The following is a 26,492-nucleotide window of genomic DNA, read 5'->3' as shown; positions in this document are numbered from 1 at the left end:
TTCTATCAACCGCACACTTCAGAACCACTTCTTCATTTTGAAATAGATCAGAATCCCCACCGTCGAGATCGCCATCAGCGCGACCGCGTACCACGTTCCATGCGGATCGTTCTGCCACGGCAGCTTCAAGTTCATGCCGAAGAAGCCGGTGATAATCACCAGCGGCAGCGCGATCGTGCCCCAGATCGTCAGCACCTTCATCACTTCGTTGGTGCGGTTGGCGACGGCGGAGAGGTAGATGTCGAGCGCGCCGGAGAGCAGGTCGCGGTAGGTTTCGACCATGTCCACGGTGCGGATGATGTGGTCGTAGATATCGCGGAAGTAGGGGTCGAGATCGTCGCCGAGCAGACCTTTCTCGCGGCGCGTGAGCGCCAGAACCACTTCGCGCATTCCGCTGGCCACGCGGCGGAACTCAACCAGGTTTCGCTTCAACGAGAAGATGTTCGACAGTATCTCGGGCGAAGGGTGATCGAGAACGACGTCTTCAATCTCCGAGATTTGGTCGTCCAGCTTGTCGAGCTCCGGCTGGTAGCCGTCTACAACGCGGTCCACGATGAAGTAGAACAGCCGGTCGAGCCGGTCCACCTTCTCCTGCTCCGCCCGCGCGCGAACGTGTTCGAAGAAAGGCGCGTCCTCGTTACGCACGGTGATCAGGAAATCCTTGCCCAGGAAGACGTCCACATCGTCAAAGGTCAGCTCATCGTGCGGATGAATGTGCTTCAGCACGGTAAAGATGTAGTGGTCATGCTCCTCGGCTTTGGGCCGTTGCGGACGATGCCGGCAATCCTCAATTTGCAGTTCATGCAGATGAAAGCGGCGGGCCAGCTCGTCAAGCTCAGGCGAAGCGGGGTCGGAGATGTCGTACCAGGCGAGATGCGGGAAGATGGGATTCATCTGCGCATGATTCTATCGGAAAGAAAAAGGCCCTCGCGTGAGGGCCTTCGTTCTTGAGTTGGGAAGGGAAGTTAGAACGGAATATCGTCGTCCGTAATCCCGGTACTAGCCGCTGGTGCGGAATCGAAGTCGTTGCCGCCGCTGGGGCGCTGGTCGAACCCGCCGCCGGAGGACGACTCTTTGCGACGGAAGCCGCCGCCACCTTCTTCGCCGCCGCCCTCGCCACCACCGCGACCGCCCAACAGCACGATGTCGTTGGCGACAATCTCGGTACGATACTTCTTTTCGCCGGTCTTCTGGTCGTCCCAGCTATCGGTGCGCAGGCGCCCCTCGATGTAGATCTTGTTGCCCTTCTTCACGTATTCGCCGACGATCTCGGCCAGCTTCTGCCAGGCCGTGATGCTGTGCCACTCGGTGCGGTCCTGCCACTCGCCCTGCTTGTCCTTGAACCGTTCGGAAGTCGCAACGCTGAAGCGGGCAATGGCCGTCCCTTGCGGGGTGTATTTCACTTCGGGGTCTTTGCCCACGTTGCCGACGAGAATGACTTTATTAACGCTCTTTGCCATGAGGGAACTCCTGTTTTCGTAGAAGGGACAATATATCAGCCTCACGCCGCCAGTGCGAATGATCGAGGCGTGCTGCTTTTGTGGGAGGCGGGAATACTAAACGTAGATCTTGTAGAGCATGAGATAGATCACCACTCCGGTCACGCTCACATACATCCACAGCGGATAGGTCCAGCGCGCTATCGCCCGGTGCTGGACGTACCTGGCCTTCAATCCGCGGCTGAGCGTGATTAATACCAGCGGCACAATGACCACCGCCAGGATCGTGTGCGAGGTCAGGATGGTGAAATAGACATCGCGCGCTAGCGGCGGCCCCGCGAAATGCTTTCGCACCGACCCGCTTTGCGCCCCCAGGAGCCCGTGATACGTCAGATAGCAGACCAGGAACAGTGCCGAGCAACTCACGGCGGCGATCATGAACTTGCGGTGGATCTCGCGGCGGTTGGTCTTGATGAAATAAACGCCGGTGCCAATGAGGACGGCGGCCGCGCCGTTCAGGCTGGCGTTGATGACAGGGAAGATGGAAAGGTCGACTTGCATGGTCTTAGGCCGAGGGTCTCGTCGTCCGTCGATTGGCCAGCGCGAATGCGATCGCGAACATCACTAGCGCAAACCCGCCTAGGATAGCGAGATCCATGCCGACGGGAAAGTTCGGCTCCGCCATCTCCGGATACATCAGGCCGCGGATCGCCTCGGTGCCGTAGGTCAGCGGATTGATGAGCATCAAATAGCCGAGCCATTTTGACGCGTCCTTTACGGCAAACATCGAACCGGAGAGCATCCACAGTGGCACCAGGAACAAGTTGATGATCGCGTGGAAGGCTTGTGTCGAATCCATCGGCCAGGCAATCGCGAAGCCGAGCGCGGTCAGCGAGAACGCGACCAGAAACACTGTCAGAGCAATCAACAGGAAGCTGGTCAGCGTGAAGTGCACGCCAATCAGCGGCGCGAAGACGAGGAAGATCAGACCTTGAACGGCCGCAAGAGTCGTCCCGCCCAGCACTTTACCGAGCACGATCACGGAGCGGCTCACCGGGGCGACGAGCACCGAGAGCAGGAAGCCCTCGTTGCGGTCCTCGATTACCGACATCATGGTGAAGATCGAGGTAAAGAGGACGATCATTGTTAGTGCGCCGGGGAAGAAGAACGCGAGATAGTGTTCGCCGGCGCCGGCGCCGCCGCGGAAGGAACGCCCAAAGCCCGAACCGATCACTATCCAGAAGAGCAGCGGCGACAGAATGACACCGATAACGCGCGCCCGCTGGCGATAGAAGCGCACCACCTCGCGCTTCCATAACGAGAACGACGGAATCATGGTGCCCGGATTGATCTGAACTCTTGGTGCTACTGCGGGAATCGATGCCATATCACTTTTTCTTCTTTTTCTTGCCGGCGGCTTCGGCCTGCTTGGCTTGCTCGTCTTCTGTCCAGAAACGGTGGCCGGTGCGATGGATGAATACGTCCTCGAGCGTCGGCTTGGCGACGGAGATGGACTGAATCTCGCCGGGGAAGGCCTCGACCACGTCGGTCACGAAGCGATGTCCCTGCTCACGCTCGAAGCGAACTTTGCCGTCGAGCGCGGTGGCTTCCACGCCGAAGCGTTGGTTAATGTGCTCCGCTAACGCCTCTGGATGCTCGGTCTCGAGCACGATCACGTCGCCGCCAATTTCCCGCTTCAATTCTGCCGGCGTACCGAGAGCAACTAATTTGCCGGAGCTCAAAATCGCCAGGCGGTCGCACTTCTCAGCCTCTTCCATCAGGTGAGTCGTGACGATCACGGTCACGCGTTCTTCATCGCGCAACACCTGGAGATACTGCCAAAGATCGCGCCGCGCTCCGGGATCAAGTCCGGTTGTCGGCTCGTCGAGCAAGAGAACACTGGGATGATGAAGAAGTCCCTTCGCCAACTCGAGTCTTCGCTGCATACCGCCCGAAAACGTTTCGGCCCTCTCGTTCGCGCGATCGTCCAACCGCACGCGCCGCAGCATTTCGTCCACACGCTGCTTCAGTGCTGCGCCTTTCAGGCCGTAGAGATGTCCGATGTGGGTCAGGTTCTCGGCGGCAGTCAGCTTCACGTCGATGCTCTGGGCCTGGAAGACCACGCCGATCTCGCGCCGCAATGCCGCCGGATCCTTCGCAGCATCGTGCCCCTGGATTAGCGCCCGGCCGCCGGTTGGGATCATCAGCGTCGAGAGGATGCGGAACATGGTGGTCTTGCCGCTGCCGTTCGGCCCGAGGAGCCCGAAAATCTCAGCCGGTCGGACGGCGAAGGAAACTCCGTCGAGCGCCACTCGTTTGTCATAGGTATGGCGCAGGTCCTGCACTTCGATCACGGACGCGCCCGTCCCCGCAGCATTGGCCGCCGGAGACGCAGGAATTGTCGTGGAAACACTCACAGATTCATTGTAATGGAGCAAAGCGACCTGCGCGGCACAGCGAACCGGGGATTGACTCTCTCGCAAACTCATTCGTCGAATTCGCTGCGGCAGGTATAATCCTCGCCCAAACAATGTCTCTGGCGCCTGGAACGATCCTGGGAGCGTATGAAATCCGTGCACCGCTCGGAGCGGGTGGCATGGGCGAGGTGTATCGCGCGCACGACCGCCGGCTTGACCGCGAAGTGGCGATCAAGGTCCTGCCCAGTTCGGTCACCGACGATCCCGAACGCCTGCTCCGATTTGAGCAAGAAGCCCGGGCCGCGGGGGCCTTGAACCACCCCAACATTCTTGCCGTCTATCAATTTGCAACCGATCCGACTGGTGTCAGCTATCTCGTTACCGAGTTGCTCGACGGCGAAACCCTGCGCGAACGTCTAAAGCATGGGCCGATCCCGCTGCGCAAAGCCATCGAGTACGGTGTGCAAATCGCGAACGGCCTTGCCGCACCGCACGAGAAGGGAATCGTTCACCGCGACCTCAAGCCTGAGAACCTCTTCATCACCAAGGACGGGCGGGTAAAAATTCTCGACTTCGGCCTCGCCAAGATTGGGCAAGCTCAGTCGGCGACGGTCGGACCGACGCTCACGCGCGTCACCGAACCCGGCTTGGTCATGGGGACGGTAGGCTATATGTCCCCTGAACAGGTGCGCGGCCAGGATGTTGACTATCGCTCCGACATCTTTGCCTTCGGCGGCATTCTCTACGAAATGATCACGGGCAAGCAGACCTTCGACAAGCCGACCTCGCCCGACATCATGGCCGCGATCTTGAATGAAGACCCGCGGCCGATATCACAAGTTGTTCCGAGCACGCCTCCGGGCTTGCAGAGAGTTGTCAGCCGATGTCTTGAAAAGAATCCAGAGCAGCGCTTCCAGTCGTCGTCGGACCTGGCGTTTGCGTTGAAGGAGCTCTCGGATTCGACGATGACGGCGGTGACCGGCGCGCACGTCGCTCCCGATAAGCGGAGCAATCTCCGTACGCCGATTCTTCTCGGATTGCTGGCCTGCGTGGCAGCGACCGCGCTTGGGGCATGGATTGCAAACCGCACCTCGTCCATTCCCCGGGTTTCGAATTATGTTCAGCTTACCCGTGATGGAAGGCCGAAGAGCCTTGTCGCGGTGGATGGCTCCAGACTGCTCATGATCGCCGCGTTTGAAGACTCCCAGGGGATGGGAGAGATGTCCATCAACGGCGGTGAGCCCAGGAAGACGGTGAGCCTTCCCGGCGATTTTGTTGGGATTGCCCTTTCGCCCGACGCCTCCCAACTTATCGCGATTCGAAGGGCGCCCTCTGCCGTGGCGGCTCCGCTATGGATCGCCGCCACGCTGGGCGGCTCACCACGTCCACTGGGCGACTACGTTGCGCAAGCGGCAAACTGGTCTTCGGATGGCAATCGCATCGTCTTTTCAAATTTGGGAGATATTTTCGTCGGGGACCGCAGTGGCGCACCTGCGCGCAAAGTGGCAAGCGTCGGAGCCGCTGTTTTGTCGAACATGATTTTCTCTCCCGATGGGCGTTCTCTGCGCTTCGATCGCCAGGACCGAGGCGATACACCGCCAACGGTGTGGGAAGTGGGATTGGACGGCACAAATCTGCACCGCGTCTTCCCGGGCTTCACTTCACCGCCAGACTTCGAATGTTGCGGCGGATGGACTCCGGATGGCAAGTTCTACGTATTCGAGTCAGGTGGACAGCTCTGGACAGCTCCGCCGTCCAAGCTTTTCCAACGCACGCCTCCGAAGCCGGTGCAGATTACCTCGAGCCCCATCGCACTCTCGTCTCACGCTTTCGACAAAGCCGGCAAGAAGCTGTACGTCGTGGGCTCGACCCGGCGCGGCGAGCTTATGCGCTGGGACGCCAAGAGCAGGCAGTTCCTGCCGATTTTGGGCGGTATTTCGGCCGAGTTCGCCGCGTTCTCGAAAGATGGTCAGTGGGTGGCGTACGTCGAATTCCCACAAGGGAATTTGTGGCGCAGCCGGACTGACGGCAGTGACCGGCTCCAACTCACCTATGACGGCGAATACGCCATGATGCCGCAGTGGTCTCCGGATGGGCAGACCATTGTTTTCTTCGAATCGCCTGCGGGAAAATTGGGCCATATGTTCGAAGTGAGTGTCTCCGGCGGAGCGCCGCGCCAGATTTTGCCGGGCGCGACTAAAAATCAGCAGGACCCGAATTATTCACCTGATGGATCCAAGATTATGTTCGGAGGGGCGTCTGGTCTGCCCGACTCCACAATTCAAATCCTCGATGTCAAAACTCGCCAGGTAACTACGCTACCCGGTTCAGAAGGGCTCTTCTCGCCGCGTTGGTGTGCGGACGGGCGTCATATCCCGGCACTGTCGGGTGATTTCACTCGTGTCGCGGTGTACGACATGCAAACCCAGAAGTGGAAGGACATCGCATCCGGCAATCTTGGATGGCTGAATTGCTCCAAAGATAGCCAGTACGTTTATATGCTGTCGACCGATCAGAAGGGCGGCAGCATTGATCGCGTCAGTTTGAAGGACGGCAAACGCGAGCAGGTGAAATCGTTGGAAGCCTTTGTGCCCGTGGGTATCTACAACAACTCGCTCACCCTCGGCCTTGACGACTCACCTATGATTACGCGGAACGCCGGCACGCAGGACGTGTACGCATTGGACTTCGAAGAGCCGTAGAGTCATCGCCAGCTTAAGCGATTCGTTAGATCGTCCGATCCAGCATCATCACCGCGAATAGCAGTGGCAGGTACGTCACGGACGCCAGCAGCAACTGTCGCGCGTATTTCTTGGAATGCGGTGAGCTGGGCGCCAGGTTCATGGTGAACATGCGGAGACTCACCCAGAAAAGCATGCTGCCAAGCACCAGCGCCGCCAGGAAGTAGATTCTTCCGGCAAAACGCAGCAGGAACGGTGTCAGGGTGATCGGCAACAGGAAGGCTGCGTAGATCACGATCTCGCGCGCCGTAGAGCGGCCATCGCGTTCGACCACGGGCAGCATGCGGATTCCCGCATTCGCGTAGTCGTCACGGTAGAGCCATGCGATGGAATGGAAGTGCGGGAACTGCCAGAAGAACAGAATGGCGAACAACGCAACTGCTTCCCACCCGAGATGCCCGCGGATGGCGGTCCAGCCGAGCACCGGCGGCATCGCGCCAGGGAAGGCGCCGATGGTGGTGCAGATGGGGTGGATCTTCTTCAACGGCGTATACGCCATCAGGTAGACCACGCTGGTCATCAGCGCGAGTGCAGCGGTGAGCCAATTGGTCATGAGGCCAAGATAGCCGGCGCCGCCGATCATCATTACCAGCGAGACGACCATGCCATGGCCCAGGCTCATGCTGCCGGTCACTAGCGGACGGATGGCGGTGCGGCGCATGCGCGCGTCGGACTCACGCTCGATCACTTCGTTCATCGCGGCTGTACCGCCGGAGACGAGACCGATGCCGAGCAGCGCATGGAACAGCGTCCAACTCACCAGCGGCAATCCTGATTTGGCCGCGCCGAAGAATGCGCCGGTCCAGGCGGTCATCACGATGAGCGTGGTGACGCGGGCCTTGGTCAATTCAGAGTAGTCGCGGAGAAGCGACGCAACACCCGGGCGGGGAACCGCAAGCGGCTGTGTGACCGAACTCATGCGGCCTCCTGCGAAATATGGAAACGAACTGCGCGGAAATTCGACCCGATGGTGATGAACCCGTGTAGCGTCAGGACCTTGCTCCTTGGCAATGTTGCCGGAAGGAAATCGGGCATCTCCTTCGGCAAGCGAAGGCTCAACCCGGATGAATTTGTGCTTGGTTACTACCCCACAACGACTTCGGCTGCGCCGGTCAACCCCGTATGCCTACCGGCCTCGCCTAATTGTGTCGCATCCGAAGATACGAAACTGTAAACATCTGAAAAGCAACCCGCAATTCTATATCAACGAGGCGCGAGGGCGAAACTCTGGATCAAACGTGGTGAGAAGATCTGCGCCGCTCGCGCGTGGAGGAAAAATGTGCAGGGCAAAAAGAGAAAGAATTTCCCGCTCCGTGAAAAAGCTACTTTGTGCGCTTCTGACAGTCGAACGCAAAATGCTTTGTTTTCAGCAGAAGCGCCTGTGGACAGGTTTGGCACACGGGATGCTATTACCCATGACAGACGAAGTGGCGCAAGAAAGGGCGTTGATCGGAGTTTCGGCCAGAGGCTCCAGACCAACGCCCTTTCTAATACTCTCCGCAAATTTTCCTGTAGCGATTCCCAACAATTTGACATCTTGAGCTGCATGTCTACATCCGCCGCTCGACCTCCGCTACCTCCGTTTACTCGCGAAACCGCAATTCAAAAAGTGCGTGGTGCCGAGGATGCGTGGAACACACGCGAGCCTGAGCGAGTGTCGCTCGCGTACACGGTGGATTCCGTGTGGCGCAATCGCGCGGAATTTCCACAAGGCCGCGAGGAGATTGTCGCGTTCCTCAAACGCAAGTGGGCGAGGGAACTCGACTACCGTCTCATCAAGGAGCTCTGGGCCTTCGACGGCAATCGCATCGCGGTGCGCTTCGCCTATGAGTGGCACGATGACTCCGGCCATTGGTTCCGCTCCTATGGCAACGAGAATTGGGAGTTCGATGAGAACGGATTGATGCGCCGGCGTCATGCCAGCATCAACGACCTGCCAATCGCCGAGGCCGACCGGAAATACAAATGGCCGCTCGGTCGGCGGCCAGATGATCATCCCGGGTTGTCGGATCTCGGCTTGTAGCTAGGGCGTGTGGTTCGCGATGTAGGTTCCGGTCGCCCAGCCGAGGGCGGCACCCATCAGGAGGTCGGAAGGGTAGTGCTTCTTCGCCGGTACGCGCGCTACGCTGACAGCCGTTGCTAGTCCATAAGAACCGATTGCCACCCACAGATTGTGCGGATATTTCCTGGAGATCGCGGCCGCAAAAGCGAACCCAGTGGTCGCGTGTCCAGACGGAAACGAACCGGCGCGGCTGCGGTAGAAGAAATCTCCGGTGTTTGGGCTCGAATAAGGATATTGGCGGCGGAACGTCTCCTTCGCCGCGAGGTTGATCAGCTGCCCGTATCCCGCAGCCACGAGGGCCGTCACGGTGTTGTTCGCGAGCGATGGTTTGTCGGTCGCGCAACCGGCGATCCATCCAATCGCGCCGGCGCCAAGTTCCACGCCGATACCGATATCGGACCACTTGGTGGCGCTTTTTTCAGTGGAGGTGGACTTGAAGTGGTCTACCGCGCGCTGGTCGGCGTCCGTGACTGCCAAAGCAGTGATCGCGCCCGCAACCGGCAACTCCCAAAGCAGGTTCTTTGGGCGAATCATGTTCCGGGGCGTGGCCACAACGCCATGCAGCATGGCTTTGCTGCCGCGTCCGAGATTGCGCCCGAACGGGCCGAGGCTACATGGAGCGGCTGGGGTAGCGTCTTGCGCCAGGGAAACGCCGAACGACAGCAGGAGGAAAAGAACGAGCAGGGCCTGGTTTCTCACGGGACGTGAGATGCAGAGCAGGAACCCTGTGTCGTCTTTCTGAACAATTCTTAATGCAGCTAGACGAGTTGCAGCTTTTCGGTGATGTCGAGCCCGGACCGGCGCAGCAGCGCGGCCACCGTGGATTCGTTGAGGCGGGTCGCGTCATATTCAACCCGAACGGTACGGTCCTTCTCATTAAAGCGAATGCGGCGGATTCCATAGACCTCGCGGAGGTTGTCAAGGGCGCGCATCTCTGGTTCGCCGGGCACTTGTCCGTATCGGAACACAACGTCAACGGTGGTCATTTTGGTCCTCGCCTCACGAATCGGCGCGTTTTGTCCTAAACCTCGCGCGCCGCAGCATTGCACTATCAATATAGAGCATGGCGGCCCGTCGCAAGAAGTCCCCGGAGAGCAGCGAACCGAACCAGCCAGCGGTTTCGCCGGATCCGCCGGTGGGCGAGGTGAAGCCGAAGCGGCGTGTGCGGGCGCGATCCAGTGCCGAATCGAAACCCTCTACTGCGCGGAAGCGACGCTCCACGGCTGCATCGCAGACACCCACTGCGACATCCGATATCGTAGGTTCGTCTGCGATCACCGACCTGGCGTTGCGTGAAGCTCCGCCGGGGCCGCCACGTTTAGGTGCAGTGCGCTATGTTGCGGGCCGCGCGCAGGAGCTGTCGTTCGAAATTGAGGAAATGCTTTTACGCGACGTGGAGCCGGTATGGATCCCGCGGTCGCCGATGGAGGATGAGAAGAACTTGGAGCGAGTGAAAGACGTTGTCTGCGGAATGATGGTGGACCCGGAGCGCGCGGCAGGTACGCTCGACTTCAAGGAGAAGCAGTACCACTTCTGCAGCAAGGGATGCGTCGCCAAGTTCGAGGCGGACCCGGAGAAATATCTCGATCCCAACTACAAGCCCGGTGGAATGGGGCATGCACCGATCACCATCGGCGCCGCACCGTTGACGCAGATCGGCGCGGCCGCCGCAAAGCCGAAACCAGCACCGCCGCCGCCAAGCGCCGCAATTTACACCTGTCCGATGGATCCCGAAGTCAGGCAAGGTGGGCCTGGGATCTGCCCGAAATGCGGTATGGCGCTGGAGCCGGAGACCATCGCAGCGCCGGTGACCAAGACGGAATACGTTTGCCCGATGCATCCGGAGGTGGTGAGCGATCACCCGGGCAGTTGTCCGAAATGCGGAATGGCGCTGGAGCCGCGTACGGTCACCGCGGCGGAAGAAGAAAATCCTGAACTCATCTCGATGACGCGGCGCTTCTGGTGGAGCGTTGGGCTTGGCGTGCCGCTGTTGGTGCTGGCGATGGGACACATGCTCGGTCCTCTCGCACACGCACTCAATGCGCGCATGGTGGCGTGGATCGAGTTTGCGCTGGCAACACCGATCGTGGTTTGGGCAGGGTGGCCGTTCTTTGAGCGCTTTGCCGCATCGCTGAAATTCCGCAGCCCGAACATGTTCACGCTGATCGGCATGGGCGTCGGCGTTTCATATATCTACAGCGCCGTCGCGACCATCGTGCCGGGGATTTTTCCCGAGAGCCTGCGCGGGCCGCATGGCGTGCCCGACGTGTACTTCGAGGCCGCGGCGGCGATCACAGTGCTCGTCCTACTCGGCCAGGTCCTCGAGCTGCGCGCTCGGAGCCAGACCAGCAGCGCGATTCGCGCCTTGCTCGACCTCGCGCCGAAGATGGCTCGCCGCGTCGAATCCGACGAAACCGAACACGATGTTCCACTAAGCGAAGTGCGACAGGGCGACCGACTGCGCGTGCGGCCGGGCGAGAAGGTCCCCGTGGACGGCATTGTGGTTTCGGGCGGCAGTTCGGTGGACGAGTCGATGGTCACGGGCGAGTCGATCCCTACGGAGAAGCGCGAAGGTGCGAAGGTCATTGGCGGCACGCTGAACGGGAACGGCTCGTTCGTGATGCGCGCCGAGCGCGTGGGCGGCGAGACGATGCTGGCGCAGATCGTGAGACTTGTTGGAGAAGCGCAACGCAGCCGCGCTCCCATCCAACGCTTGGCAGACAAGGTCTCGGCAATCTTCGTACCGACCGTGGTTGCGGTCGCGATCATCACCTTCTCGGCGTGGTTGCTGTTTGGTCCAGAGCCGCGATTCGCCAACGCTCTGGTAAACGCTGTGGCGGTGCTGATCATCGCGTGCCCGTGCGCCCTGGGGCTCGCAACGCCGATGGCGATCATGGTCGGCACCGGACGTGGCGCACATGCCGGCGTCCTCGTCCGTAACGCTGAGGCCCTGGAGACGATGGAGCGCGTGGATGTGCTGGTGATCGACAAGACCGGTACGCTGACAGAAGGGAGGCCCGCGCTGGTGAATGTCAGGGCAGATTCCGCCTTTAACTCAGTGGACGTGCTGCTGCTGGCGGCATCGGTCGAGCGCGCCAGCGAACATCCGCTGGCCGCGGCGATTGTACGCGGTGCGGAAGAGAAGAAACTGGCGCTGCTCGAAGTCACCGGCTTTGAATCGGTCACGGGGCTCGGAGTGCGTGGGACGGTGCAGGGAAGAGCGGTAGTCGTCGGGAATGCGGCCATGCTTCAGCAAGCCGGTGTGCCTTCAGCGAGACTTGAAACGTTGGCACAAATGAATCCGGAGCAGACGGTGATGTTTGTCGCCGTTGATGGCAAGGCCGCCGGTTTGCTTGGCGTCGCTGACCCCATCAAAGGCGGCACGCCTGAAGCTCTGCAAGCTCTCCGCGACGAAAAGCTCATGGTCGTGATGCTCACTGGAGACAACAAAACGACGGCCGAAGCGGTCGCGGCCAAACTTGGAATCAAGCGCTTCGAAGCGGAGGTCCTGCCGCAGCGAAAAGCCGAGGTCGTAGAGGAACTCCGCAAGCAAGGGAAAGTGGTCGCGATGGCGGGTGACGGCATCAACGACGCGCCCGCCCTGGCCGCTGCCGACGTTGGGATCGCCATGGGCACCGGCACCGATATCGCCATGGAGAGCGGCGGAATTACGCTGCTGAAAGGCGACCTGCGTGGCATCATACGCGCTCGACGCCTGAGCGAGGCGACGATGCGCAACATCCGCCAGAACCTGTTCTTCGCATTTTTCTATAACGCTATCGGCGTGCCCATCGCTGCCGGGGCGCTGTATCCGATCTTCGGCTGGAAGTTCAGCCCGATTCTCGCCGCGGCGGCCATGAGCTTCAGCTCGGTGTCCGTGATCACCAACGCATTGCGGCTACGAAACGTGAAGCTTTAAAAATCTTTTGTCCGATGTCGATCCATCCTGTCGCTATTCGATACACCTGTGAGCGCGAACGCGGCGCAAACCTAATCGAAGGTGGATACGGCCATGGCGGCAATCACGACGAACTTCTCAATCCCGGCAACCTCAACCTCTAAAGCCGCGCTCTGGACCGGCCGCGTGCTGAGCAGCGTAGCCATCCTGTTCCTCCTCTTCGACGGCCTCATGAAGGTCATCCTTGAGCCGCATGTGGTCGCTGCCAGCGGACCTCTGGGATTCGATCCACCGACGATCGTTCGCATTGGCGCCATTCTGTTGGTCTGCACTACGCTGTACGCGATCCCGCGCACCTCGGTACTCGGCGCGATGTTGCTGACCGGCTATCTCGGCGGCGCAGTGGTCACGAACCTGCGCGTGCACTCCGTGGCCTTCAATACCATTTTCCCGGTGATCTTCGGGATCGTCGTGTGGGCTGGTGTGTATCTCCGCAACCAGCGGGTTCGGGCGCTGTTCACTTAATGGAGCCAGACCAACGACAAAAGGCGGGCCATGTGCCCGCTTTCTTCGTTTTTCAGGAGTTTTATAGCGATTTCAAATAATTCACGATATCCGGGGAGGTCCAATCGGCGCCGCCGATAAACTTTCTGCGGATTTTACCGTCTTTATCTATGACGTACGTTTCCGGGAACTTGTAAGTCCCGTAAAGTGTGTTGGATTTGTTGGCGGCATCGCGGACGGTGAGCAGGTCCACGTGGTGGTCGCGAATGAACTGCTTGTAGGCATGTTCGTCCACGTCCATGCTGACGGCGACGATGACGACCTTGTCGCCGAGTTGTTTCTGGAGGTCGACGAGGGCGGGCATCTCCTCGACGCACGGTGGACACCAGGTCGCCCAGAAGTTCAGGACGACGGTTTTGCCCCGGAAATCTTTGAGAGAAACAGTCCGATCGGCGTCGGAAACGGTGAATTGCGGGGCATCCATGCCAATCTGTCCTGGGTGGGTTCCCTGGTAACAGGATGTAAAAAGGGCGAGTAGCAGGACAGGCAAGAGGTGCTTAATGCGATTCACGCACTTATAATATCGAAGGCTTATTTTCGGGGCTACACCCGGAACGTGGGAAACTCACCCTAGCAAACGCAACAACGGCGTTTGTCGGGGACCCCGAAACCGGGGATTTTAGAGGATGGCATTTCGCAAACGAATTCGACGTAGCTACCAGCGACCCATCGTGTCGGTGATTATCCCTGCGCGCAACGAGGAAGCATGCCTGGAGGCTTGCCTCGAGTCGATCGTTGAGCAGGACGGTATCCCGTTCGAAATTATCGTGGTAGACGACGGCTCGACCGACGGAACCCGCAAGATTGCTGAGAGCTTTTCCGCGGTTCGCGTGATGTCGGCCCCTCCGCTGCCGGAAGGCTGGTGCGGGAAATCGAACGCAGTGGCTTTTGGCGCACGTCATGCCCGCGGCGACTGGTTCCTGTTCACCGATGCCGATACCTTTCACAAGCCAGGATCTTTGGCCCGCGCCGTTGGAGAAGCCGAGAAACACGGCGCCGACCTGCTCTCGTATTCGCCCGAACAGGTGGTTAAGTCCTTCTGGGAACGCGCGGTGATGCCGGTGGTTTTCGCCGAGCTTGCCGAAACTTTCAAGCCGCGCGAAGTGAGCGATCCGCGATCGCCGGCCGCTGCCGCCAACGGCCAATATTTGCTCGTGCGGCGACATGCCTACGAACTCATCGGCGGACATGCTTCTATCGCGCACACGCTCCTCGAGGACGTAGATCTCGCGCGCTCCATCAAGGAGGCAGGTGGACGGCTCCATTTCCGCTATGGCGGCGAGATGGTGAAGACGCGCATGTACCGCAACTTCCGTCAGCTTCGCGAAGGCTGGACGAAAAACCTGGCGCTGCTGTTCCCGGACGCGCGTCAGCTCGCGGCGCAGCGCATGTTGGAATTCGCGTGGATCGCCGCGGCTTTGGCTTGCGGCACGGCAGCCGCGTTTTTTCAGCGCTTCTTCATCGCCGCGGGGTTCACGGCGCTGGCCGTCGCGCTTTGGACGAAGTTCCTTGGCCGCATCCGCAAAGCGCACTTCGGCGCGTTCTCAGAGTCGCTCGCGATTTTCGGCCTGCCGATCTTCGCGTGGCTGCTGCGGCGCTCCGTGAACAGCTACGCCAAGGGCGCGGTGACGTGGAAGGGCCGTTCCTATCCGGCACCGCCGGAAGAACCGGTGACCAAGCCGGTGGCGGAAAAGGTCTAAACTCCCTACATGGTCGTTTATCTCACCCGCAAGAGCGAGTTCTCGGCTTCGCACCACTACCACAATCCGGACTTCACCGCGGAAGAGAACCTGCGCGTCTTCGGGAAATGCAACAACAGCAACGGTCACGGCCATAACTACACCCTGGAAGTGACGGTGAAGGGCACGGTGGATGCTACTACTGGCTTCGTGGTGGACCTGAAACAGCTCAAGGAAATCATGAACCGGGAAGTGGTGGACGCCATGGACCACCGTTACCTCAATCATGAGGTTCCGGAGTTCAAGTCGCAGATCCCAACGACAGAGAACATCGCGATCGCCATCTGGAAGCGCCTGGAAGGGAAGCTGCACGTCGCGAAGCTGCACCGGGTGCGGCTCTACGAGATGCACGACCTGTGGGTGGACTACCTCGGGGAAGCATGAAGGCCCATCTCACAAGACGCTATTGGTTTGTGGCCTCGCACCGCCTGCATACGCCGCGGCTCAGCGAGGCCGAAAACCGCGAAGTCTACGGGAAATGTAATAACCCCTTTGGCCACGGGCATAACTACGCCCTGGAGGTGACCGTCGGCGGGCAAGTGGCGCCGGACACCGGGATGGTCTACAACCTGGCGGACGTCGACCGGGTGGTGCGCAAACACATCTTAGAGCGATATGACCACCAGAACCTGAACTGCCTGAAGGAATTCCAGGAGCTGGTGCCGACCACGGAAAATCTGTGCCTGGCGATCTTTGAGATTCTGAAACGAAATCTCGCTGAAATTCATCTGGATAAAGTAAGACTTGAAGAAACCTCGCAGAACAGTTTCGAAGTTGTAAACGAATAGGCACTTACGATGAAGACCGAAAAAGAACCCACAACCCTGACCAGCGCGAGCAACGAAGAGCTCGTCGCTGAACTTTTGCAGCGAATTGGCGAAGATCCGAAGCGTGAAGGCCTGCTGCGTACGCCCGAGCGATATGCCAAAGCGCTGAAGTTCTTGACCAAGGGCTACGACGAAGATCCCGAGACCGTGCTCAACGGCGCGCTCTTCACCGTCACTTATGACGAGATGGTCATCGTCAAAGACATCGAGATGTTCAGCCTCTGCGAACATCACCTGCTGCCGTTCTTCGGTAAGGTACATATCGCGTATATCCCAAACGGCAAGGTGATCGGGTTGAGCAAGCTGCCGCGCCTGGTCGAAGTCTTCGCTCGCCGCCTGCAGGTTCAGGAGCGTCTGACGACCGAGATAGCACAAACGATTGAGCGCGTGATCGAACCGCTGGGCGTAGGCGTGATCATCGAAGCCCGCCACTTGTGCATGATGATGCGGGGCGTGGAAAAACAGCACTCATCCACAGTGACTTCAGCTATGCTGGGGGCGTTTCGTGCGCCGCAAACCCGCGAGGAGTTCCTCTCGCTGGTGCGCAATTCTAAGACCAACGGCTTCTAGGTCTGCCGGCTCCTCGGGCGGCAGCCAGTCGCCCGAGTGGAGCAGATGAACACATTTCAATACATCCTGTGCTTGCTCGCGATCCTCCTCGGCATGGTGCTCGTCTACGAATGGAAGCAAGTGAATAAAGCCGAGGACGGCCCGAAGAAGCTCCTCTATGACATCAAAGACCACGCCTTCGGCGGCGTACCGCGCTCCGACCTGGAGCCGTGGCTCTCGCGTCGTGGTGGCGACGTGAAATACGAGCCGATCCCGGGCCCCGGGCGCATCGGCGGGGTGAACCACGTGGTGTGGCACGACATTCGCCACCTCGGCGATGCCCACGAAGACCTGCAAGGGGACTTCTATTACGACAAGGGCGACTCGCTCACTTACTTCGTGACGCGCCCGGTGTGGGAGACGCCGAAAAAGAAATAACGGTGACGCAGGTTTAGAATCGTTGCGTCGCTATGGCCAGGAAGAAGACGCAAAAGAAACCCGAAGCTCGCATCGTCAGGCGTAAATTGCCTCCACTTGAGTTGCGTCGCTTGGAAGATCAAGTTGTATTGATTACCGGCGGCAACCGCGGGATCGGCCTTGCCATGGCGCGTGCGGTCGCCAAAGAAGGCGCGAGCGTGATCATTACCGGGCGCGATGAACACACGCTCCATCATGCAGCTGACCAGATCAAGCGCGATGGCGGGACCGTCGTCAGCCACGTTTGCGATGTGCGAGACGAGGATTCGGTTGACGAGTTGTTCGCGGCAATCCACCGGCACTATTCGCAGATCGATGTACTCGTCAACAACGCGGGATTGGCGCAGCGCAACGCGCAGGTGGACCATCTTTCGCTCGAGGCATGGCAAGCCTGCATCGAGACCAATCTCACGGGCGCATTTCTTTGCACACGCGCAGCGTTGCCGATGATGTCTCCTGGCGCGACGGTGGTGAATAACGTCTCGGTCGCCGCCAACACGGCGTTTCCGGGCATGGCCGCGTACAGCGCCTCGAAAGCGGGATTACTGGCATTCACCAATACGTTGCGAGAGGAACTGCGGCCGCGGGGTATCCGCGTGATTTCGCTGGTGCCGGGCGCAACCGATACCGAGATCTGGCAGCAATTTTGGAAGGACGCGCCGCGCGAGAAGATGATGTCGGCGGAGAGCGTGGCCGATGCCGTGGTGGCAGCCCTGTGTCTGCCGGCAAACGCGACCATCGAAGAGTTATTGATCAGGCCAACGGCCGGAACGCTCTAAACCGCCGAGGCCTGCGCTCCGCCAATCTTCATCGGATACATCTCGTACCGATTCAAGCCGGCGACCACCGAGGGGTCGGCATCCATGATGCCGCGTGCTTCCGCATCATCGGCAACTTCGAGCACACCCATGCCGTAAGGGCCTTGGGGGTCCATCACCGGACCATAGATCAGGACCTTCCGCTGGTTAAAGCGCTCCTGGAAGTACTGGGCGTGCTGCGTCATCAGGGCACGTTCGCTCTCGTTCATGTCGAAGGGAAAAGTCGGACGAGGGCCGATCAGCTTAATGAAAAAATGAGCCATTAATTCCATCCACTGTAGCGGTAGAGCCGCGGTCGTTGTGGCAAAAGTTTGATCAACAGCAGTCCGGTTAGAAATCCTCCAACGTGGGCCCAGAAGGCAACGCCTCCGGTGGCTCCGCGCTGGACGGAGATCGCGCTGGCTGCTCCGTTCAGGAATTGCGCCAGGAACCAGAAGCCGAGGACGATCCACGCCGGCAACCAGACGAAAAACACGAAGAAGAAGGGAACCAGCGTCAGCACGCGAGCTTTGGGATAGAGCACGAAGTACGCGCCCATCACGCCGGCAATCGCACCGCTGGCGCCGACCGTGGGGATAACCGAGTTCCAGTTGAAGATCACGTGCACGATCGCACCAGCGATTCCCGCCCCGAGATAGAACAGCAGGTAGGCAAAGTGTCCGAGGTAGTCCTCGACATTGTCGCCAAAGATCCAGAGCGCCCACATGTTGGCGATGATGTGCCACCACCCACCATGCAAGAACATGGAGGTGAGGATCGGCAGAAATGCTCCGAGTGGGGTGACGTAGCGCATCCCCAGGTAGCCGACAATCTTGAGAGGAACTTGGCCGCCAGCGAGGACGATTGGGATTTTGATCGGGATCAATCCGAAGACGAGCACCAGTTGGTCGGCAGCGACGGCGCCCTGCGCCCACTCCACCCATTTCTGGAGCAGGAACACAAGAACATTGAAGCCCAGCAGGAAATACGTGACGTACGGAGTGCTGAACCGCGGGGTATCGTCTTTCAGGGGAATCATGTCGCGAGAGTCAGGCCGGCGCGCGGAAGTTCAAGCCAGCGCCGCCTTCAGGTACGATAGCAGAGAATGCCCCTCGACGCAGTTCTCGTCATCGACAAGCCCGCAGGCTGGACCTCGCACGACGTGGTCGCGCGGTTGCGCCGCGTGCTTTCCGAGCGCTCGGCCGGGCATCTGGGTACTTTGGATCCGATGGCGACCGGCGTTTTGCCCGTGGTTCTCGGGCGCTACACCCGCCTTTCCCAGTTCTACAACCATTCTGAGAAGTCGTACGAAGGCGAAATCCGATTCGGCTTTGCGACCAACACCTACGACGCGGAAGGGGAGACCGTAGGAGAGGCGCAGACAGTTCAAGTGGCACTTGAAGGCGTGCGTGAGGCGAGCAGGGAATTCGTAGGGCCACTTTCGCAGCTTCCACCACCCTTCTCGGCGAAGAAAATTAATGGCGTTCCCGCTTACAAATTGGCTCGCAAGAACGTTGAAGTAGAACTTAAACCTAGCGCGATCGAAGTCTTTCAGTTCGAGGTCTTCGAAGGCTCTGCTCCCGACCGCATCGGCTTTCGGGCGCACGTGTCGTCTGGTACCTATATCCGCTCACTCGCCCATGATCTTGGGCAAAAGCTCGGTTGCGGCGCCCACCTCGCTAGCTTGCGGCGGACAACCGTCGCAGAGTTCACGATTGACCAGGCACACACGTTGGAAGCGGTGGAAACGGCCGTGGCAAAAGGGAATCCGGAGGAGTTGTTCGTCCACCCACGCCGCATTCTGCCGCAGCTGCCGTGCGTCACCGCGAACGACGAGACCGTCGCTTACATCCGCAATGGGCGCGCCGTGAATCTGCCGGAGTTTTCCAAGGCGAAGCTGGTGAAGGTGTTCGCCGGTCAGGCGGAGATTGTGTGCGTGGCACAACGGATCGCCGGGACGCTGTTTCATCCCAAGCTGGTGATGCCGGCGAATCAACTCATCGCGACGAAGTAGTTGGCTTCACATCTGCGAACTTGCCAATCCGTCCGTTAGGTCCGACTGCGAAGGGAAGCGACAACGCGTTCCAGTTCCCTTTATCCAGCGGTTCCCAGGTCTTACCATCGTCGCGCGATTGGTCGGAACCGTTGGTGCCGGCGGCGATCCAGACGCCTTTAGCCTCGTCCCATGCGACGGCGGAGCGATAGCCGTGTGGTGGCGTGGTTGCGGCCGTCCAATGATGGCCGCCGTCGTTGCTCCAGGCTGCGGTACCGGCGGTCGCATCAGGCTTCTGGTAATCGCCACCGACTGCGATTCCAATCTGTGCCGTGCGGAATATCAGCGAAAAGATTCCGGTAGAATCTGCGCCGCTCGCAAGCGGAACCGGATACGCGGTGCACGTATCTTTGCTCATCATCGGCACGGAAATCAGCACTCTCGGGCCGCTCTTGCCACCGGTTCCAACCATGATTTGCAAGGGAAGTACGGCCACCGAAGAATTGCTCGCCGCGAACGCCGATTCGTCGGGATTCGGCGAGCAGGAGAAGTCGTCCGCCATGCGAAAGCCGCGACCGAACTTCTGTTTGGCGACATAGAATTTCCCTTCCACTGGATCGCCCATCAGAACGCCAGTGCGGTCCACCCCGTTCCGCAGCTTTCCGTCAGCGGCGAAGACCATGGCATCCCAGAAGCCTTTGGGATCCTTGTTACGTCCGATTTCAAACCAATGCGTGCAGCCGTCCGACGTGGCGTAGACACGCGATAACTCACCCGGCCCGGCTGACATTGCGTAAGCGTTCTGGTCATCCCATGCCCATACCGCGCGGAAATCGAGCTTGTCGGCGTCGGGTGGCACGGCGCATTTCTGCCAGTGCGTGCCGCCGTCTGTGGTGCGCAAGACCGTACCGTTGGTGCCGCTAGCCCACGCGATCGTCGAATTCACGGCGTGGATGCCGCGCAGACCAGCGTTGCTATGCGACTCCTGCATCTGCCATTGGGCTGAAGCGACCGAAGCGAGGAGCAGCAGGCAAGCGCTGGTTGTTTTCCGAGGTCTCATTTCGCGGCCAGTTTACCGCATGGCGTGGGATACGAAGGCATCGCTACATACCATCGTCTAATTGTCGGGGTCGCCCAACACGGGTCTAATCGCACCGTTGTAGAAACCTGAAATCTTAGGAGAACGCACATGCCTGAGCAATTCTCGGCCCCCAACGTTAAACGGCTTGCGATCGGCGCGACAATCACGGCGGTGTTCGTCGTCCTGGTCGTTACAGCCGTTTATGCGCAGCAGGACAAGTACGCCTTGAAGTCGCCGAGCGACATCGCGTTCGCTGACTTCCGGGGCTACGAGGACTGGTCGGTAGTCTCATCCGCACGGACCGACGAAGTGCTCAAGGTGATCGTCGGCAATCCGACGGCGATCAAGGCATTCAAGTCCGGCGTTCCGGGCAACGGCCAGCCATTCCCAGAGGGATCGAAGTTCGCCAAGCTCCAGTGGAAGTTTAAGAAGAGCACGGAGGCACCGTTTGTCGTCGACGTGCCGGACACCTTTTCCCAGGCGTTCGTGATGGAGAAAGACAGCAAGCGATTTCCAAAGAGCGGCGGCTGGGGCTACGCGGTATTCAATTACGACCCGGCGTCCGACAAATTCGCGGCCGACGAGAAGAGCCTATCGGATTGCGGAAACACGTGCCATACGGCCGTAAAGAAGAAGGATTACATCTTTCATCCATATCAGAAGCGGTAAGGGCCCCCCGTCACCGCCAATATGCAATGTCCGATAACAGATATTATGTTAACTAGGCCAAAAGGCAGGCCCGGCATGAACTCTGCACGCCCAGCTTGAAGCGGGTCGCCTTCAGGACGACCCGCTGCCACCCTTGTCACTCCCCTGCATTCGGACCTCACGAGGCACGCCGGCTGTCGTCAGAACACCCGTGCCTGGATCGTGGTTCGCAACGCCGCCTGCGCGTCCTTGGAAACCTCCAGGACGACGGTCTGAATGTTGCCGTTGGCGTCGTGATAGGCAAAGTGCAGGAAATGTTGCTGCCGCCGAGCCTTCAACAATCCGATGAGAGTTGCGCCGATGACACCGTAATGATGCGCGACCTCTTCGGAGTACCGGAAATTGGTGACCGCGGCATAAGGGATTGCGATCTTCGCTCCGCCTGCGGCTGTGAATACCAGTTCGGCCGGCGAGGTCACGTCGAGCTTGCCCATGGTGTCGGGTGCAATGCCAGCCGCAGTGCCGCCCACGTAGCGCACGTCCGAACCTTCCACCCAGGAGAAGTCGGCAAAGGCCGGAAGACTGAAAGCTACCAACAGAAGAACCACCAGAATCTTTTTCATGTCACGCTCCTTGAGACATACGGTATCCAAGGCGGTCGATGACCGGGGGCGGACCGGGACAGTTTCTGGAGTGTCCTACTGGGTGGCCAGCGGGTTCTGGATGAACGATTCCATGCGCTTGAGTTCCTCAGCCGCGGTCTCCGCCAGGATCGTGAACACGATCGCTCGGCATTCCTTCGGGAGCTGCGCTGCGGTCACGGCATCGCAAATCACGGCGGCCGTGGACTTGAGCCCATTCACCCAGCCCGGGCGCCGGGCGTCTCGAACCACCAATGCTTCTTCGCTGAAGCCGGCGGCCAGCAACATCGTCCGGGCGGGCTTGAGGAAGCCCATCCATCGTGAAGCGATACCAACCAGGAAGTCGGTCTTGGCCGGCAGGTAGTGCGCCAATGAGGCCGGGATGGAACGCACCTTGAGTGCCATGCAGTCGGTTCCGGCGGCAAGAGCCTTCTGGACGGACGGCAATTTACTGGGTAGGCAGACGGGAATTGCTCCTGCCAACTTCCCTTTTGCGTCCGCTAAATCGCACGCGACGACCGGCAGCTTCACCGCGCGGCGCATCTCTTCGGCGGCGATTTTGCGCAGCTCTTCGTCCGGCTCGATCAATAGAAAATGGTCTGGTGGCTGGATCGCCATCCATTTCCGCAGACGCGCTTTTACCTCGGCGAGCGGCACTCCAAGCTCTCGCGCTGAACGAAACAGGCTAGCGATAAGCTGATCCAAAACCAGATCTCCGCTGCCGTTTGCGGGCTTGCTTTCACAAACGAACACACCGCTGCCATGGCGGAACTCGACCCAACCTTCCGTCTCCAATTGCTTATAGGCAGCGCTGATGGTATTGGCGTGGACCTTGAAGCGTCGCGCCAATTCGCGGGTGCTTGGCAGCCGATGCCCAGCCGCCAGCTCGTTCGAGAGAATGCCTAGCACGATCTGCGTGACGAGTTGTTCGCGGACGGGTACGGCAGCTTCGCGCGCCAGCCAAAGTTGCATGGCGGGATTATGGCAAGAACCGCAGCTAGTTGGCTATTCGTTAAACGGTGGCAGAGAGAAGTTCTTTCAACTCAGCCCGGAATGCATCCAGCTCCGCGATCCGCTCTGCCGTCGCCTCGACGACCTCGGTCTTTGCCTGAAAGACCTTCTTGCCGCCCACCTCAGTCAGAACGCCCAGGACTTCACCCATACGCCAGCCCGGAGCGCCCATGATTTGGAGCCCGTCAACGCCGGGGATGAGCAAGGCAACGCAGTTCCCTTTCGTCGCCCCGATAAGCTTCGGGTAGCGCTCGAAGGTTTGAAGCTCAAACCCAGCTAAATAAATGCATTGCAATTGTTCAGCGGAGTCCATTTACTTGCTGGCCGGGCATGCCCTGACGCCGCTCTCGGTGCAATTCCTGAAGCGCGTAGACCGTCGTCTTGCCACGCTGAAGGGCCGCAATGCCTTCGACCGCCGCGCGTGCGGCCGAGAGCGTGGTGATGGTCGGGATGCGCGCGGTGATCGCGGCCCGTCGGATCGCCTTCTCGTCGAACCATGGCTCGGCGCCCTGCGGCGTGTTGATGATCATTTGAATGCGGTCGCCCTTGATCAGGTCCACTACGTTGGGACGGCCTTCTTTCACCTTGAAGACGCGCTCGACCTCGATGCCGCCGTCTTCCATCTCGTCGGCGGTTCCGTGGGTAGCGACGATCTTGAAGCCCAGATCCACGAATTTCTTTGCCAGCGCTGCTGCGTGTTGCTTGTCGCGCTTGTTCAGGCTGATGAAGACCGTACCCTTGGTCGGCAGCTTTTGTCCGGCGGCGAGTTGTGCCTTGGCGAAGGCCTCGCCGAAATTGTCGGCTACACCCATCACTTCGCCGGTGGATTTCATCTCCGGGCCAAGAACGGTGTCGACGCCGGGGAACTTGCCCCACGGGAACACCGGCGATTTCACGTAGTAGCAATTCCCTGTCGCGAGGTCTGCCCCCTGCTCGATATTCTGCGGCAGGAATTCGCGCAGCTTGCGCCCGGTCATCAGTCGTGCCGCGATCTTCGCCATCGGCACGCCGGTGGCTTTCGAAACGTAGGGCACGGTGCGTGAGGCACGCGGATTTACTTCGATGACATAGACCTTTTCACGTTGGATGGCGTACTGAACGTTCATCAGGCCGATGACCTTGAGCGCACGCGCCAGTTTGAACGTGTATTCGCGGATCGTCTTCAGCACCTGCTCCGATAGGTCAACCGAAGGCAGCACGCACGACGAATCGCCAGAGTGAATACCGGCCTCTTCGATGTGCTGCATGATGCCGCCGATGACGCAGTCTTCGCCGTCAGACAGGCAGTCGACGTCGACTTCGGTCGCTTCCTCGAGGAAGTGGTCGATCAGCACCGGGCGCTCCTGCGAGTACTCGACGGCCTGGCGCATGTAGCGCTCGACCTCTTCCTGCTCGTAGCAGATCATCATGGCGCGTCCGCCTAGCACGTAGGAAGGACGCACGAGGACCGGGTAGCCGATCTTGTTGGCGTTCGCTACGGCTTCTTCGAGTGACGTCGCGGTCGATCCGGGAGGCTGCGGGATATCGAGTTCTTCGAGCAGCTTGTTGAAGCGCTTGCGATCCTCGGCGAGGTCGATGGACTCCGGCGAGGTTCCGATGACGGGAACGCCTGAGGCCTTCAGCGGCAGCGCGAGATTCAGCGGTGTTTGTCCGCCGAATTGCACGATTACGCCGATGGGCGCGCCGCCTGACGCTTCGTGCTCGTAGATCTCCATCACATCTTCGTACGTGAGGGGTTCGAAGTAGAGGCGATCGCTGGTGTCGTAGTCGGTGGAGACGGTCTCCGGATTGCAGTTGACCATGATCGTCTCGTAACCGTCGTCGCGCAACGCAAAGGCAGCGTGGCAGCAGCAGTAATCGAACTCAATTCCCTGCCCGATGCGGTTCGGTCCGCTGCCCAGGATGATGACCTTCTTCTTGTCGGTCGGCGCGGCTTCGTCTTCTTCCTCGTACGTCGAATAGAGATATGGTGTGAAACTTTCAAACTCGGCAGCGCATGTGTCCACGCGCTTGTATACCGGGCGAATCCCGCTGGCGTGCCGTTTCTCGTAAACCAGTCGCGAGGCGCCCTTGCCATTTTTCGCTTTCCACAAATGTGCGAGACGTTCGTCGCTGAAGCCCATGCGTTTCAGGTCGCGCAACTCGTCGGGGCCGACCTCGTCCATGGTGTGCTGCTCGGTATGCGCGTGGGCCTGCGCGATTTCCTTCAGCTGATACAGGAACCACGGGTCAATCTTCGTCAGAGAATGGACTTTTTCCACCGACCATCCATGCAGCAGCGCGTGGCGGACGTATTGCAGGCGTTCGGGATGTGCCGTGACCAGGCGCTTGGTGATGATCCGTTCTTCGACCTTCTCCGACGCGATGCTCTTCCCTGTTTCGAGCGAGCGGATGCCCTTCATCAAGGCTTCCTTGAAAGTTCGGCCAATCGCCATCGCTTCGCCGACAGACTTCATCTGCGGACCGAGGGATGCATCGGCGCCTGGGAACTTCTCGAACTGCCACTTGGGAATTTTGACGACGACGTAATCGAGCGTCGGCTCGAAGCAGGCTGGCGTTTTGCGGGTGATGTCGTTGGTGATCTCATCGAGCGTGTAACCAACTGCGAGGCGCGCCGCGATCTTGGCGATTGGGAAGCCGGTAGCTTTCGACGCCAGGGCTGACGACCGCGACACGCGCGGGTTCATCTCGATGACGATCATGCGACCGTTTTCAGGATTGGTCGCGAACTGGATGTTCGAGCCACCGGTTTCGACGCCAATCTCGCGAATGACCTTGATCGCCGCATCGCGCATGATCTGGTATTCGCGATCGCTCAGCGTTTGCGCGGGTGCGACGGTGATCGAATCGCCGGTGTGCACGCCCATGGGATCGAAGTTCTCGATCGAACAAATGACGATGACGTTGTCGGCGAGGTCGCGCATCAACTCGAGTTCGTACTCTTTCCAGCCGAGTACCGACTCTTCAAGTAACACTTCATGTACCGGCGAGAGGTCGAGTCCCTTCCCCAGCAGGTCCATCAACTCTTCGCGGTTATAGGCGATGCCGCCGCCGCTGCCGCCGAGCGTGAACGAAGGCCGAAGCACCAGCGGGAATCCGATCTTGCCGCTGAACTCGAGGCCGTCCTTTAAGTTGTTGATGAGCGCTGACCGTGGCACATCGAGGCCGATCTTGGCCATGGCATCTTTGAACAACAAACGGTCTTCGGCCTTCTTAATTGCGCCCAACTGTGCGCCTATGAGGATGACGCTGTACTTGTCGAGGACACCACTATCGGCCAGATCTACGGCCAAGTTTAGTGCGGTCTGTCCGCCGACGGTTGGTAGCAGCGCGAACTTCCCTGCTCCGGCGGGCATCATTGCCGCTTCAATGCGGATGATCTCTTCCAGAAATTCCGGCGTGAGCGGCTCGATATAAGTCCGGTCGGCCATTTCGGGATCGGTCATGATCGTCGCCGGATTCGAATTGGCGAGGACGACTTCGTACCCTTCGGCTTTGAGCGCTTTGCAGGCTTGCGCGCCCGAGTAGTCGAATTCTGCGGATTGGCCGATGACAATTGGGCCGGAGCCAATGATGAGGATCTTTGAGATGTCGTTACGACGCGGCAC

The 26,492-nt window shown here is 59.6% G+C and carries 28 protein-coding genes; 12 read left to right on the top strand and 16 right to left on the bottom strand.

The genetic code is table 11. The annotated features are described in order from the left end of the window. Positions 1 to 18: 18 nt before the first annotated feature. The 5 genes from corA to ACID345_RS11435 form a co-directional block, all read right to left on the bottom strand. Positions 19 to 894, bottom strand: coding sequence for a magnesium/cobalt transporter CorA (corA, locus tag ACID345_RS11455; RefSeq protein WP_011523026.1), 876 nt, complete (start codon positions 892 to 894; stop codon positions 19 to 21). Positions 895 to 965: 71 nt separating this feature from the next. After that, entirely contained in the window at positions 966 to 1,460 is a 495-nt protein-coding gene (locus ACID345_RS11450; protein WP_011523025.1) for a single-stranded DNA-binding protein, read from the bottom strand. A gap of 96 nt (positions 1,461 to 1,556) precedes the next feature. Next, positions 1,557 to 2,000 (bottom strand): DUF420 domain-containing protein, encoded by a 444-nt coding sequence (locus ACID345_RS11445; protein ID WP_011523024.1) that lies wholly within the window; start codon positions 1,998 to 2,000, stop codon positions 1,557 to 1,559. A gap of 4 nt (positions 2,001 to 2,004) precedes the next feature. Then, positions 2,005 to 2,826 (bottom strand): ABC transporter permease, encoded by an 822-nt coding sequence (locus tag ACID345_RS11440; protein WP_011523023.1) that lies wholly within the window; start codon positions 2,824 to 2,826, stop codon positions 2,005 to 2,007. Position 2,827: 1 nt separating this feature from the next. Further along, complete coding sequence (locus tag ACID345_RS11435; RefSeq protein ID WP_228370765.1) at positions 2,828 to 3,856, bottom strand: ABC transporter ATP-binding protein; 1,029 nt, start codon at positions 3,854 to 3,856, stop codon at positions 2,828 to 2,830. Positions 3,857 to 3,969: 113 nt separating this feature from the next. Here ACID345_RS11435 and ACID345_RS25450 point away from each other — a divergent pair, with 113 nt between their 5' ends. Continuing rightward, complete coding sequence (locus tag ACID345_RS25450; protein ID WP_011523021.1) at positions 3,970 to 6,558, top strand: protein kinase domain-containing protein; 2,589 nt, start codon at positions 3,970 to 3,972, stop codon at positions 6,556 to 6,558. A 25-nt stretch (positions 6,559 to 6,583) separates the two neighbouring features. Here the strand turns inward: ACID345_RS25450 and cyoE are convergent, their stop codons facing one another. Beyond that, positions 6,584 to 7,516: a heme o synthase gene (gene cyoE, locus ACID345_RS11425; RefSeq protein ID WP_011523020.1), complete on the bottom strand. Its 933-nt coding sequence runs from the start codon at positions 7,514 to 7,516 to the stop codon at positions 6,584 to 6,586. A gap of 627 nt (positions 7,517 to 8,143) precedes the next feature. Between cyoE and ACID345_RS11420 the strand changes: the two genes are divergently transcribed. Further along, positions 8,144 to 8,620 (top strand): DUF1348 family protein, encoded by a 477-nt coding sequence (locus ACID345_RS11420; protein ID WP_011523019.1) that lies wholly within the window; start codon positions 8,144 to 8,146, stop codon positions 8,618 to 8,620. Here ACID345_RS11420 and ACID345_RS25445 read toward each other — a convergent pair whose 3' ends face one another. Together ACID345_RS25445 and ACID345_RS11410 are read right to left on the bottom strand one after the other, a co-directional pair. Next, positions 8,621 to 9,358: a phosphatase PAP2 family protein gene (locus tag ACID345_RS25445; protein ID WP_011523018.1), complete on the bottom strand. Its 738-nt coding sequence runs from the start codon at positions 9,356 to 9,358 to the stop codon at positions 8,621 to 8,623. Positions 9,359 to 9,417: 59 nt separating this feature from the next. Then, on the bottom strand, positions 9,418 to 9,645 hold the full coding sequence (locus ACID345_RS11410; protein WP_011523017.1) for a hypothetical protein: 228 nt from the start codon (positions 9,643 to 9,645) through the stop codon (positions 9,418 to 9,420). 392 nt (positions 9,646 to 10,037) lie between these two features. On the opposite strand from ACID345_RS11410, the gene ACID345_RS11405 reads away from it, so the two are divergent. Next, on the top strand, positions 10,038 to 12,578 hold the full coding sequence (locus ACID345_RS11405) for a heavy metal translocating P-type ATPase (RefSeq protein ID WP_011523016.1): 2,541 nt from the start codon (positions 10,038 to 10,040) through the stop codon (positions 12,576 to 12,578). A gap of 93 nt (positions 12,579 to 12,671) precedes the next feature. Next, positions 12,672 to 13,082: a DoxX family protein gene (locus ACID345_RS11400; protein ID WP_011523015.1), complete on the top strand. Its 411-nt coding sequence runs from the start codon at positions 12,672 to 12,674 to the stop codon at positions 13,080 to 13,082. Between the two features lie 61 nt (positions 13,083 to 13,143). On the opposite strand, the gene ACID345_RS11395 is transcribed toward ACID345_RS11400, so the two are convergent. Continuing rightward, complete coding sequence (locus ACID345_RS11395) at positions 13,144 to 13,545, bottom strand: TlpA family protein disulfide reductase (RefSeq protein WP_011523014.1); 402 nt, start codon at positions 13,543 to 13,545, stop codon at positions 13,144 to 13,146. 202 nt (positions 13,546 to 13,747) lie between these two features. Between ACID345_RS11395 and ACID345_RS11390 the strand changes: the two genes are divergently transcribed. From ACID345_RS11390 to ACID345_RS11365, 6 genes are all read left to right on the top strand, one after another. Continuing rightward, complete coding sequence (locus tag ACID345_RS11390) at positions 13,748 to 14,821, top strand: glycosyltransferase (protein WP_011523013.1); 1,074 nt, start codon at positions 13,748 to 13,750, stop codon at positions 14,819 to 14,821. A 9-nt stretch (positions 14,822 to 14,830) separates the two neighbouring features. Continuing rightward, a complete protein-coding gene (locus ACID345_RS11385; RefSeq protein ID WP_011523012.1) occupies positions 14,831 to 15,244 on the top strand; it encodes a 6-carboxytetrahydropterin synthase in 414 nt (137 codons plus the stop codon). Beyond that, complete coding sequence (locus ACID345_RS26490) at positions 15,241 to 15,648, top strand: 6-carboxytetrahydropterin synthase (protein ID WP_011523011.1); 408 nt, start codon at positions 15,241 to 15,243, stop codon at positions 15,646 to 15,648. Before ACID345_RS11385 ends, ACID345_RS26490 begins: the two co-directional genes overlap by 4 nt. 9 nt (positions 15,649 to 15,657) lie before the next feature. Next, positions 15,658 to 16,257 carry a GTP cyclohydrolase I FolE gene (gene folE, locus ACID345_RS26485; RefSeq protein ID WP_011523010.1) on the top strand — a complete coding sequence of 200 codons (600 nt, stop codon included), beginning with the start codon at positions 15,658 to 15,660 and terminating at the stop codon, positions 16,255 to 16,257. Positions 16,258 to 16,302: 45 nt separating this feature from the next. Then, entirely contained in the window at positions 16,303 to 16,674 is a 372-nt protein-coding gene (locus tag ACID345_RS11370) for a hypothetical protein (RefSeq protein ID WP_011523009.1), read from the top strand. A 110-nt stretch (positions 16,675 to 16,784) separates the two neighbouring features. Continuing rightward, a complete protein-coding gene (locus ACID345_RS11365) occupies positions 16,785 to 17,492 on the top strand; it encodes an SDR family oxidoreductase (protein ID WP_187148990.1) in 708 nt (235 codons plus the stop codon). Here the strand turns inward: ACID345_RS11365 and ACID345_RS11360 are convergent. Continuing rightward, complete coding sequence (locus ACID345_RS11360; protein ID WP_041855641.1) at positions 17,489 to 17,794, bottom strand: YciI family protein; 306 nt, start codon at positions 17,792 to 17,794, stop codon at positions 17,489 to 17,491. The genes ACID345_RS11365 and ACID345_RS11360 overlap by 4 nt on opposite strands. Then, entirely contained in the window at positions 17,794 to 18,549 is a 756-nt protein-coding gene (locus tag ACID345_RS11355) for a rhomboid family intramembrane serine protease (RefSeq protein ID WP_011523006.1), read from the bottom strand. The genes ACID345_RS11360 and ACID345_RS11355 overlap by 1 nt, the downstream gene beginning before the upstream one ends. Before the next feature lie 66 nt (positions 18,550 to 18,615). Between ACID345_RS11355 and truB the strand changes: the two genes are divergently transcribed. Beyond that, positions 18,616 to 19,524 (top strand): tRNA pseudouridine(55) synthase TruB, encoded by a 909-nt coding sequence (gene truB, locus ACID345_RS11350; protein WP_011523005.1) that lies wholly within the window; start codon positions 18,616 to 18,618, stop codon positions 19,522 to 19,524. Here the strand turns inward: truB and ACID345_RS11345 are convergent. Next, on the bottom strand, positions 19,508 to 20,563 hold the full coding sequence (locus ACID345_RS11345; RefSeq protein ID WP_011523004.1) for a glycosyl hydrolase: 1,056 nt from the start codon (positions 20,561 to 20,563) through the stop codon (positions 19,508 to 19,510). The genes truB and ACID345_RS11345 overlap by 17 nt on opposite strands. 129 nt (positions 20,564 to 20,692) lie before the next feature. Between ACID345_RS11345 and ACID345_RS11340 the strand changes: the two genes are divergently transcribed. Beyond that, complete coding sequence (locus ACID345_RS11340; RefSeq protein ID WP_011523003.1) at positions 20,693 to 21,253, top strand: cytochrome P460 family protein; 561 nt, start codon at positions 20,693 to 20,695, stop codon at positions 21,251 to 21,253. A gap of 179 nt (positions 21,254 to 21,432) precedes the next feature. On the opposite strand, the gene ACID345_RS11335 is transcribed toward ACID345_RS11340, so the two are convergent. The 4 genes from ACID345_RS11335 to carB all read right to left on the bottom strand — a co-directional run bounded on the left by ACID345_RS11335 (position 21,433) and on the right by carB (position 26,492). Next, positions 21,433 to 21,855 carry a hypothetical protein gene (locus tag ACID345_RS11335; protein ID WP_011523002.1) on the bottom strand — a complete coding sequence of 141 codons (423 nt, stop codon included), beginning with the start codon at positions 21,853 to 21,855 and terminating at the stop codon, positions 21,433 to 21,435. A 75-nt stretch (positions 21,856 to 21,930) separates the two neighbouring features. Next, positions 21,931 to 22,845: a GntR family transcriptional regulator gene (locus tag ACID345_RS11330; RefSeq protein ID WP_011523001.1), complete on the bottom strand. Its 915-nt coding sequence runs from the start codon at positions 22,843 to 22,845 to the stop codon at positions 21,931 to 21,933. Between the two features lie 40 nt (positions 22,846 to 22,885). Beyond that, positions 22,886 to 23,197, bottom strand: coding sequence for a hypothetical protein (locus ACID345_RS11325; protein ID WP_011523000.1), 312 nt, complete (start codon positions 23,195 to 23,197; stop codon positions 22,886 to 22,888). Next, positions 23,184 to 26,492, bottom strand: coding sequence for a carbamoyl-phosphate synthase large subunit (gene carB / locus ACID345_RS11320; protein WP_011522999.1), 3,309 nt, complete (start codon positions 26,490 to 26,492; stop codon positions 23,184 to 23,186). The genes ACID345_RS11325 and carB overlap by 14 nt, the downstream gene beginning before the upstream one ends.

It is taken from the genome of Candidatus Koribacter versatilis Ellin345 (genome assembly GCF_000014005.1).
GTDB lineage: Bacteria > Acidobacteriota > Terriglobia > Terriglobales > Acidobacteriaceae > Korobacter > Korobacter versatilis_A.
Note: the sequence above shows the minus strand (reverse complement) of the source record. Positions and strands in the feature narration are given on the sequence as shown.

What these genes read in the sequence shown, in the direction of transcription:
- corA (WP_011523026.1), bottom strand. Translation starts at nt 894, where the DNA reads ATGAATCCCATCTTCCCGCATCTCGCCTGGTACGACATCTCCGACCCC.
- ACID345_RS11450 (WP_011523025.1), bottom strand. Translation starts at nt 1,460, where the DNA reads ATGGCAAAGAGCGTTAATAAAGTCATTCTCGTCGGCAACGTGGGCAAA.
- ACID345_RS11445 (WP_011523024.1), bottom strand. Translation starts at nt 2,000, where the DNA reads ATGCAAGTCGACCTTTCCATCTTCCCTGTCATCAACGCCAGCCTGAAC.
- ACID345_RS11440 (WP_011523023.1), bottom strand. Translation starts at nt 2,826, where the DNA reads ATGGCATCGATTCCCGCAGTAGCACCAAGAGTTCAGATCAATCCGGGC.
- ACID345_RS25450 (WP_011523021.1), top strand. Translation starts at nt 3,970, where the DNA reads ATGTCTCTGGCGCCTGGAACGATCCTGGGAGCGTATGAAATCCGTGCA.
- cyoE (WP_011523020.1), bottom strand. Translation starts at nt 7,516, where the DNA reads ATGAGTTCGGTCACACAGCCGCTTGCGGTTCCCCGCCCGGGTGTTGCG.
- ACID345_RS11420 (WP_011523019.1), top strand. Translation starts at nt 8,144, where the DNA reads ATGTCTACATCCGCCGCTCGACCTCCGCTACCTCCGTTTACTCGCGAA.
- ACID345_RS11410 (WP_011523017.1), bottom strand. Translation starts at nt 9,645, where the DNA reads ATGACCACCGTTGACGTTGTGTTCCGATACGGACAAGTGCCCGGCGAA.
- ACID345_RS11405 (WP_011523016.1), top strand. Translation starts at nt 10,038, where the DNA reads ATGCTTTTACGCGACGTGGAGCCGGTATGGATCCCGCGGTCGCCGATG.
- ACID345_RS11400 (WP_011523015.1), top strand. Translation starts at nt 12,672, where the DNA reads ATGGCGGCAATCACGACGAACTTCTCAATCCCGGCAACCTCAACCTCT.
- ACID345_RS11395 (WP_011523014.1), bottom strand. Translation starts at nt 13,545, where the DNA reads ATGGATGCCCCGCAATTCACCGTTTCCGACGCCGATCGGACTGTTTCT.
- ACID345_RS11390 (WP_011523013.1), top strand. Translation starts at nt 13,748, where the DNA reads ATGGCATTTCGCAAACGAATTCGACGTAGCTACCAGCGACCCATCGTG.
- ACID345_RS11385 (WP_011523012.1), top strand. Translation starts at nt 14,831, where the DNA reads ATGGTCGTTTATCTCACCCGCAAGAGCGAGTTCTCGGCTTCGCACCAC.
- ACID345_RS26490 (WP_011523011.1), top strand. Translation starts at nt 15,241, where the DNA reads ATGAAGGCCCATCTCACAAGACGCTATTGGTTTGTGGCCTCGCACCGC.
- folE (WP_011523010.1), top strand. Translation starts at nt 15,658, where the DNA reads ATGAAGACCGAAAAAGAACCCACAACCCTGACCAGCGCGAGCAACGAA.
- ACID345_RS11370 (WP_011523009.1), top strand. Translation starts at nt 16,303, where the DNA reads ATGAACACATTTCAATACATCCTGTGCTTGCTCGCGATCCTCCTCGGC.
- ACID345_RS11360 (WP_041855641.1), bottom strand. Translation starts at nt 17,794, where the DNA reads ATGGCTCATTTTTTCATTAAGCTGATCGGCCCTCGTCCGACTTTTCCC.
- ACID345_RS11355 (WP_011523006.1), bottom strand. Translation starts at nt 18,549, where the DNA reads ATGATTCCCCTGAAAGACGATACCCCGCGGTTCAGCACTCCGTACGTC.
- truB (WP_011523005.1), top strand. Translation starts at nt 18,616, where the DNA reads ATGCCCCTCGACGCAGTTCTCGTCATCGACAAGCCCGCAGGCTGGACC.
- ACID345_RS11345 (WP_011523004.1), bottom strand. Translation starts at nt 20,563, where the DNA reads ATGAGACCTCGGAAAACAACCAGCGCTTGCCTGCTGCTCCTCGCTTCG.
- ACID345_RS11340 (WP_011523003.1), top strand. Translation starts at nt 20,693, where the DNA reads ATGCCTGAGCAATTCTCGGCCCCCAACGTTAAACGGCTTGCGATCGGC.
- ACID345_RS11335 (WP_011523002.1), bottom strand. Translation starts at nt 21,855, where the DNA reads ATGAAAAAGATTCTGGTGGTTCTTCTGTTGGTAGCTTTCAGTCTTCCG.
- ACID345_RS11330 (WP_011523001.1), bottom strand. Translation starts at nt 22,845, where the DNA reads ATGCAACTTTGGCTGGCGCGCGAAGCTGCCGTACCCGTCCGCGAACAA.
- ACID345_RS11325 (WP_011523000.1), bottom strand. Translation starts at nt 23,197, where the DNA reads ATGGACTCCGCTGAACAATTGCAATGCATTTATTTAGCTGGGTTTGAG.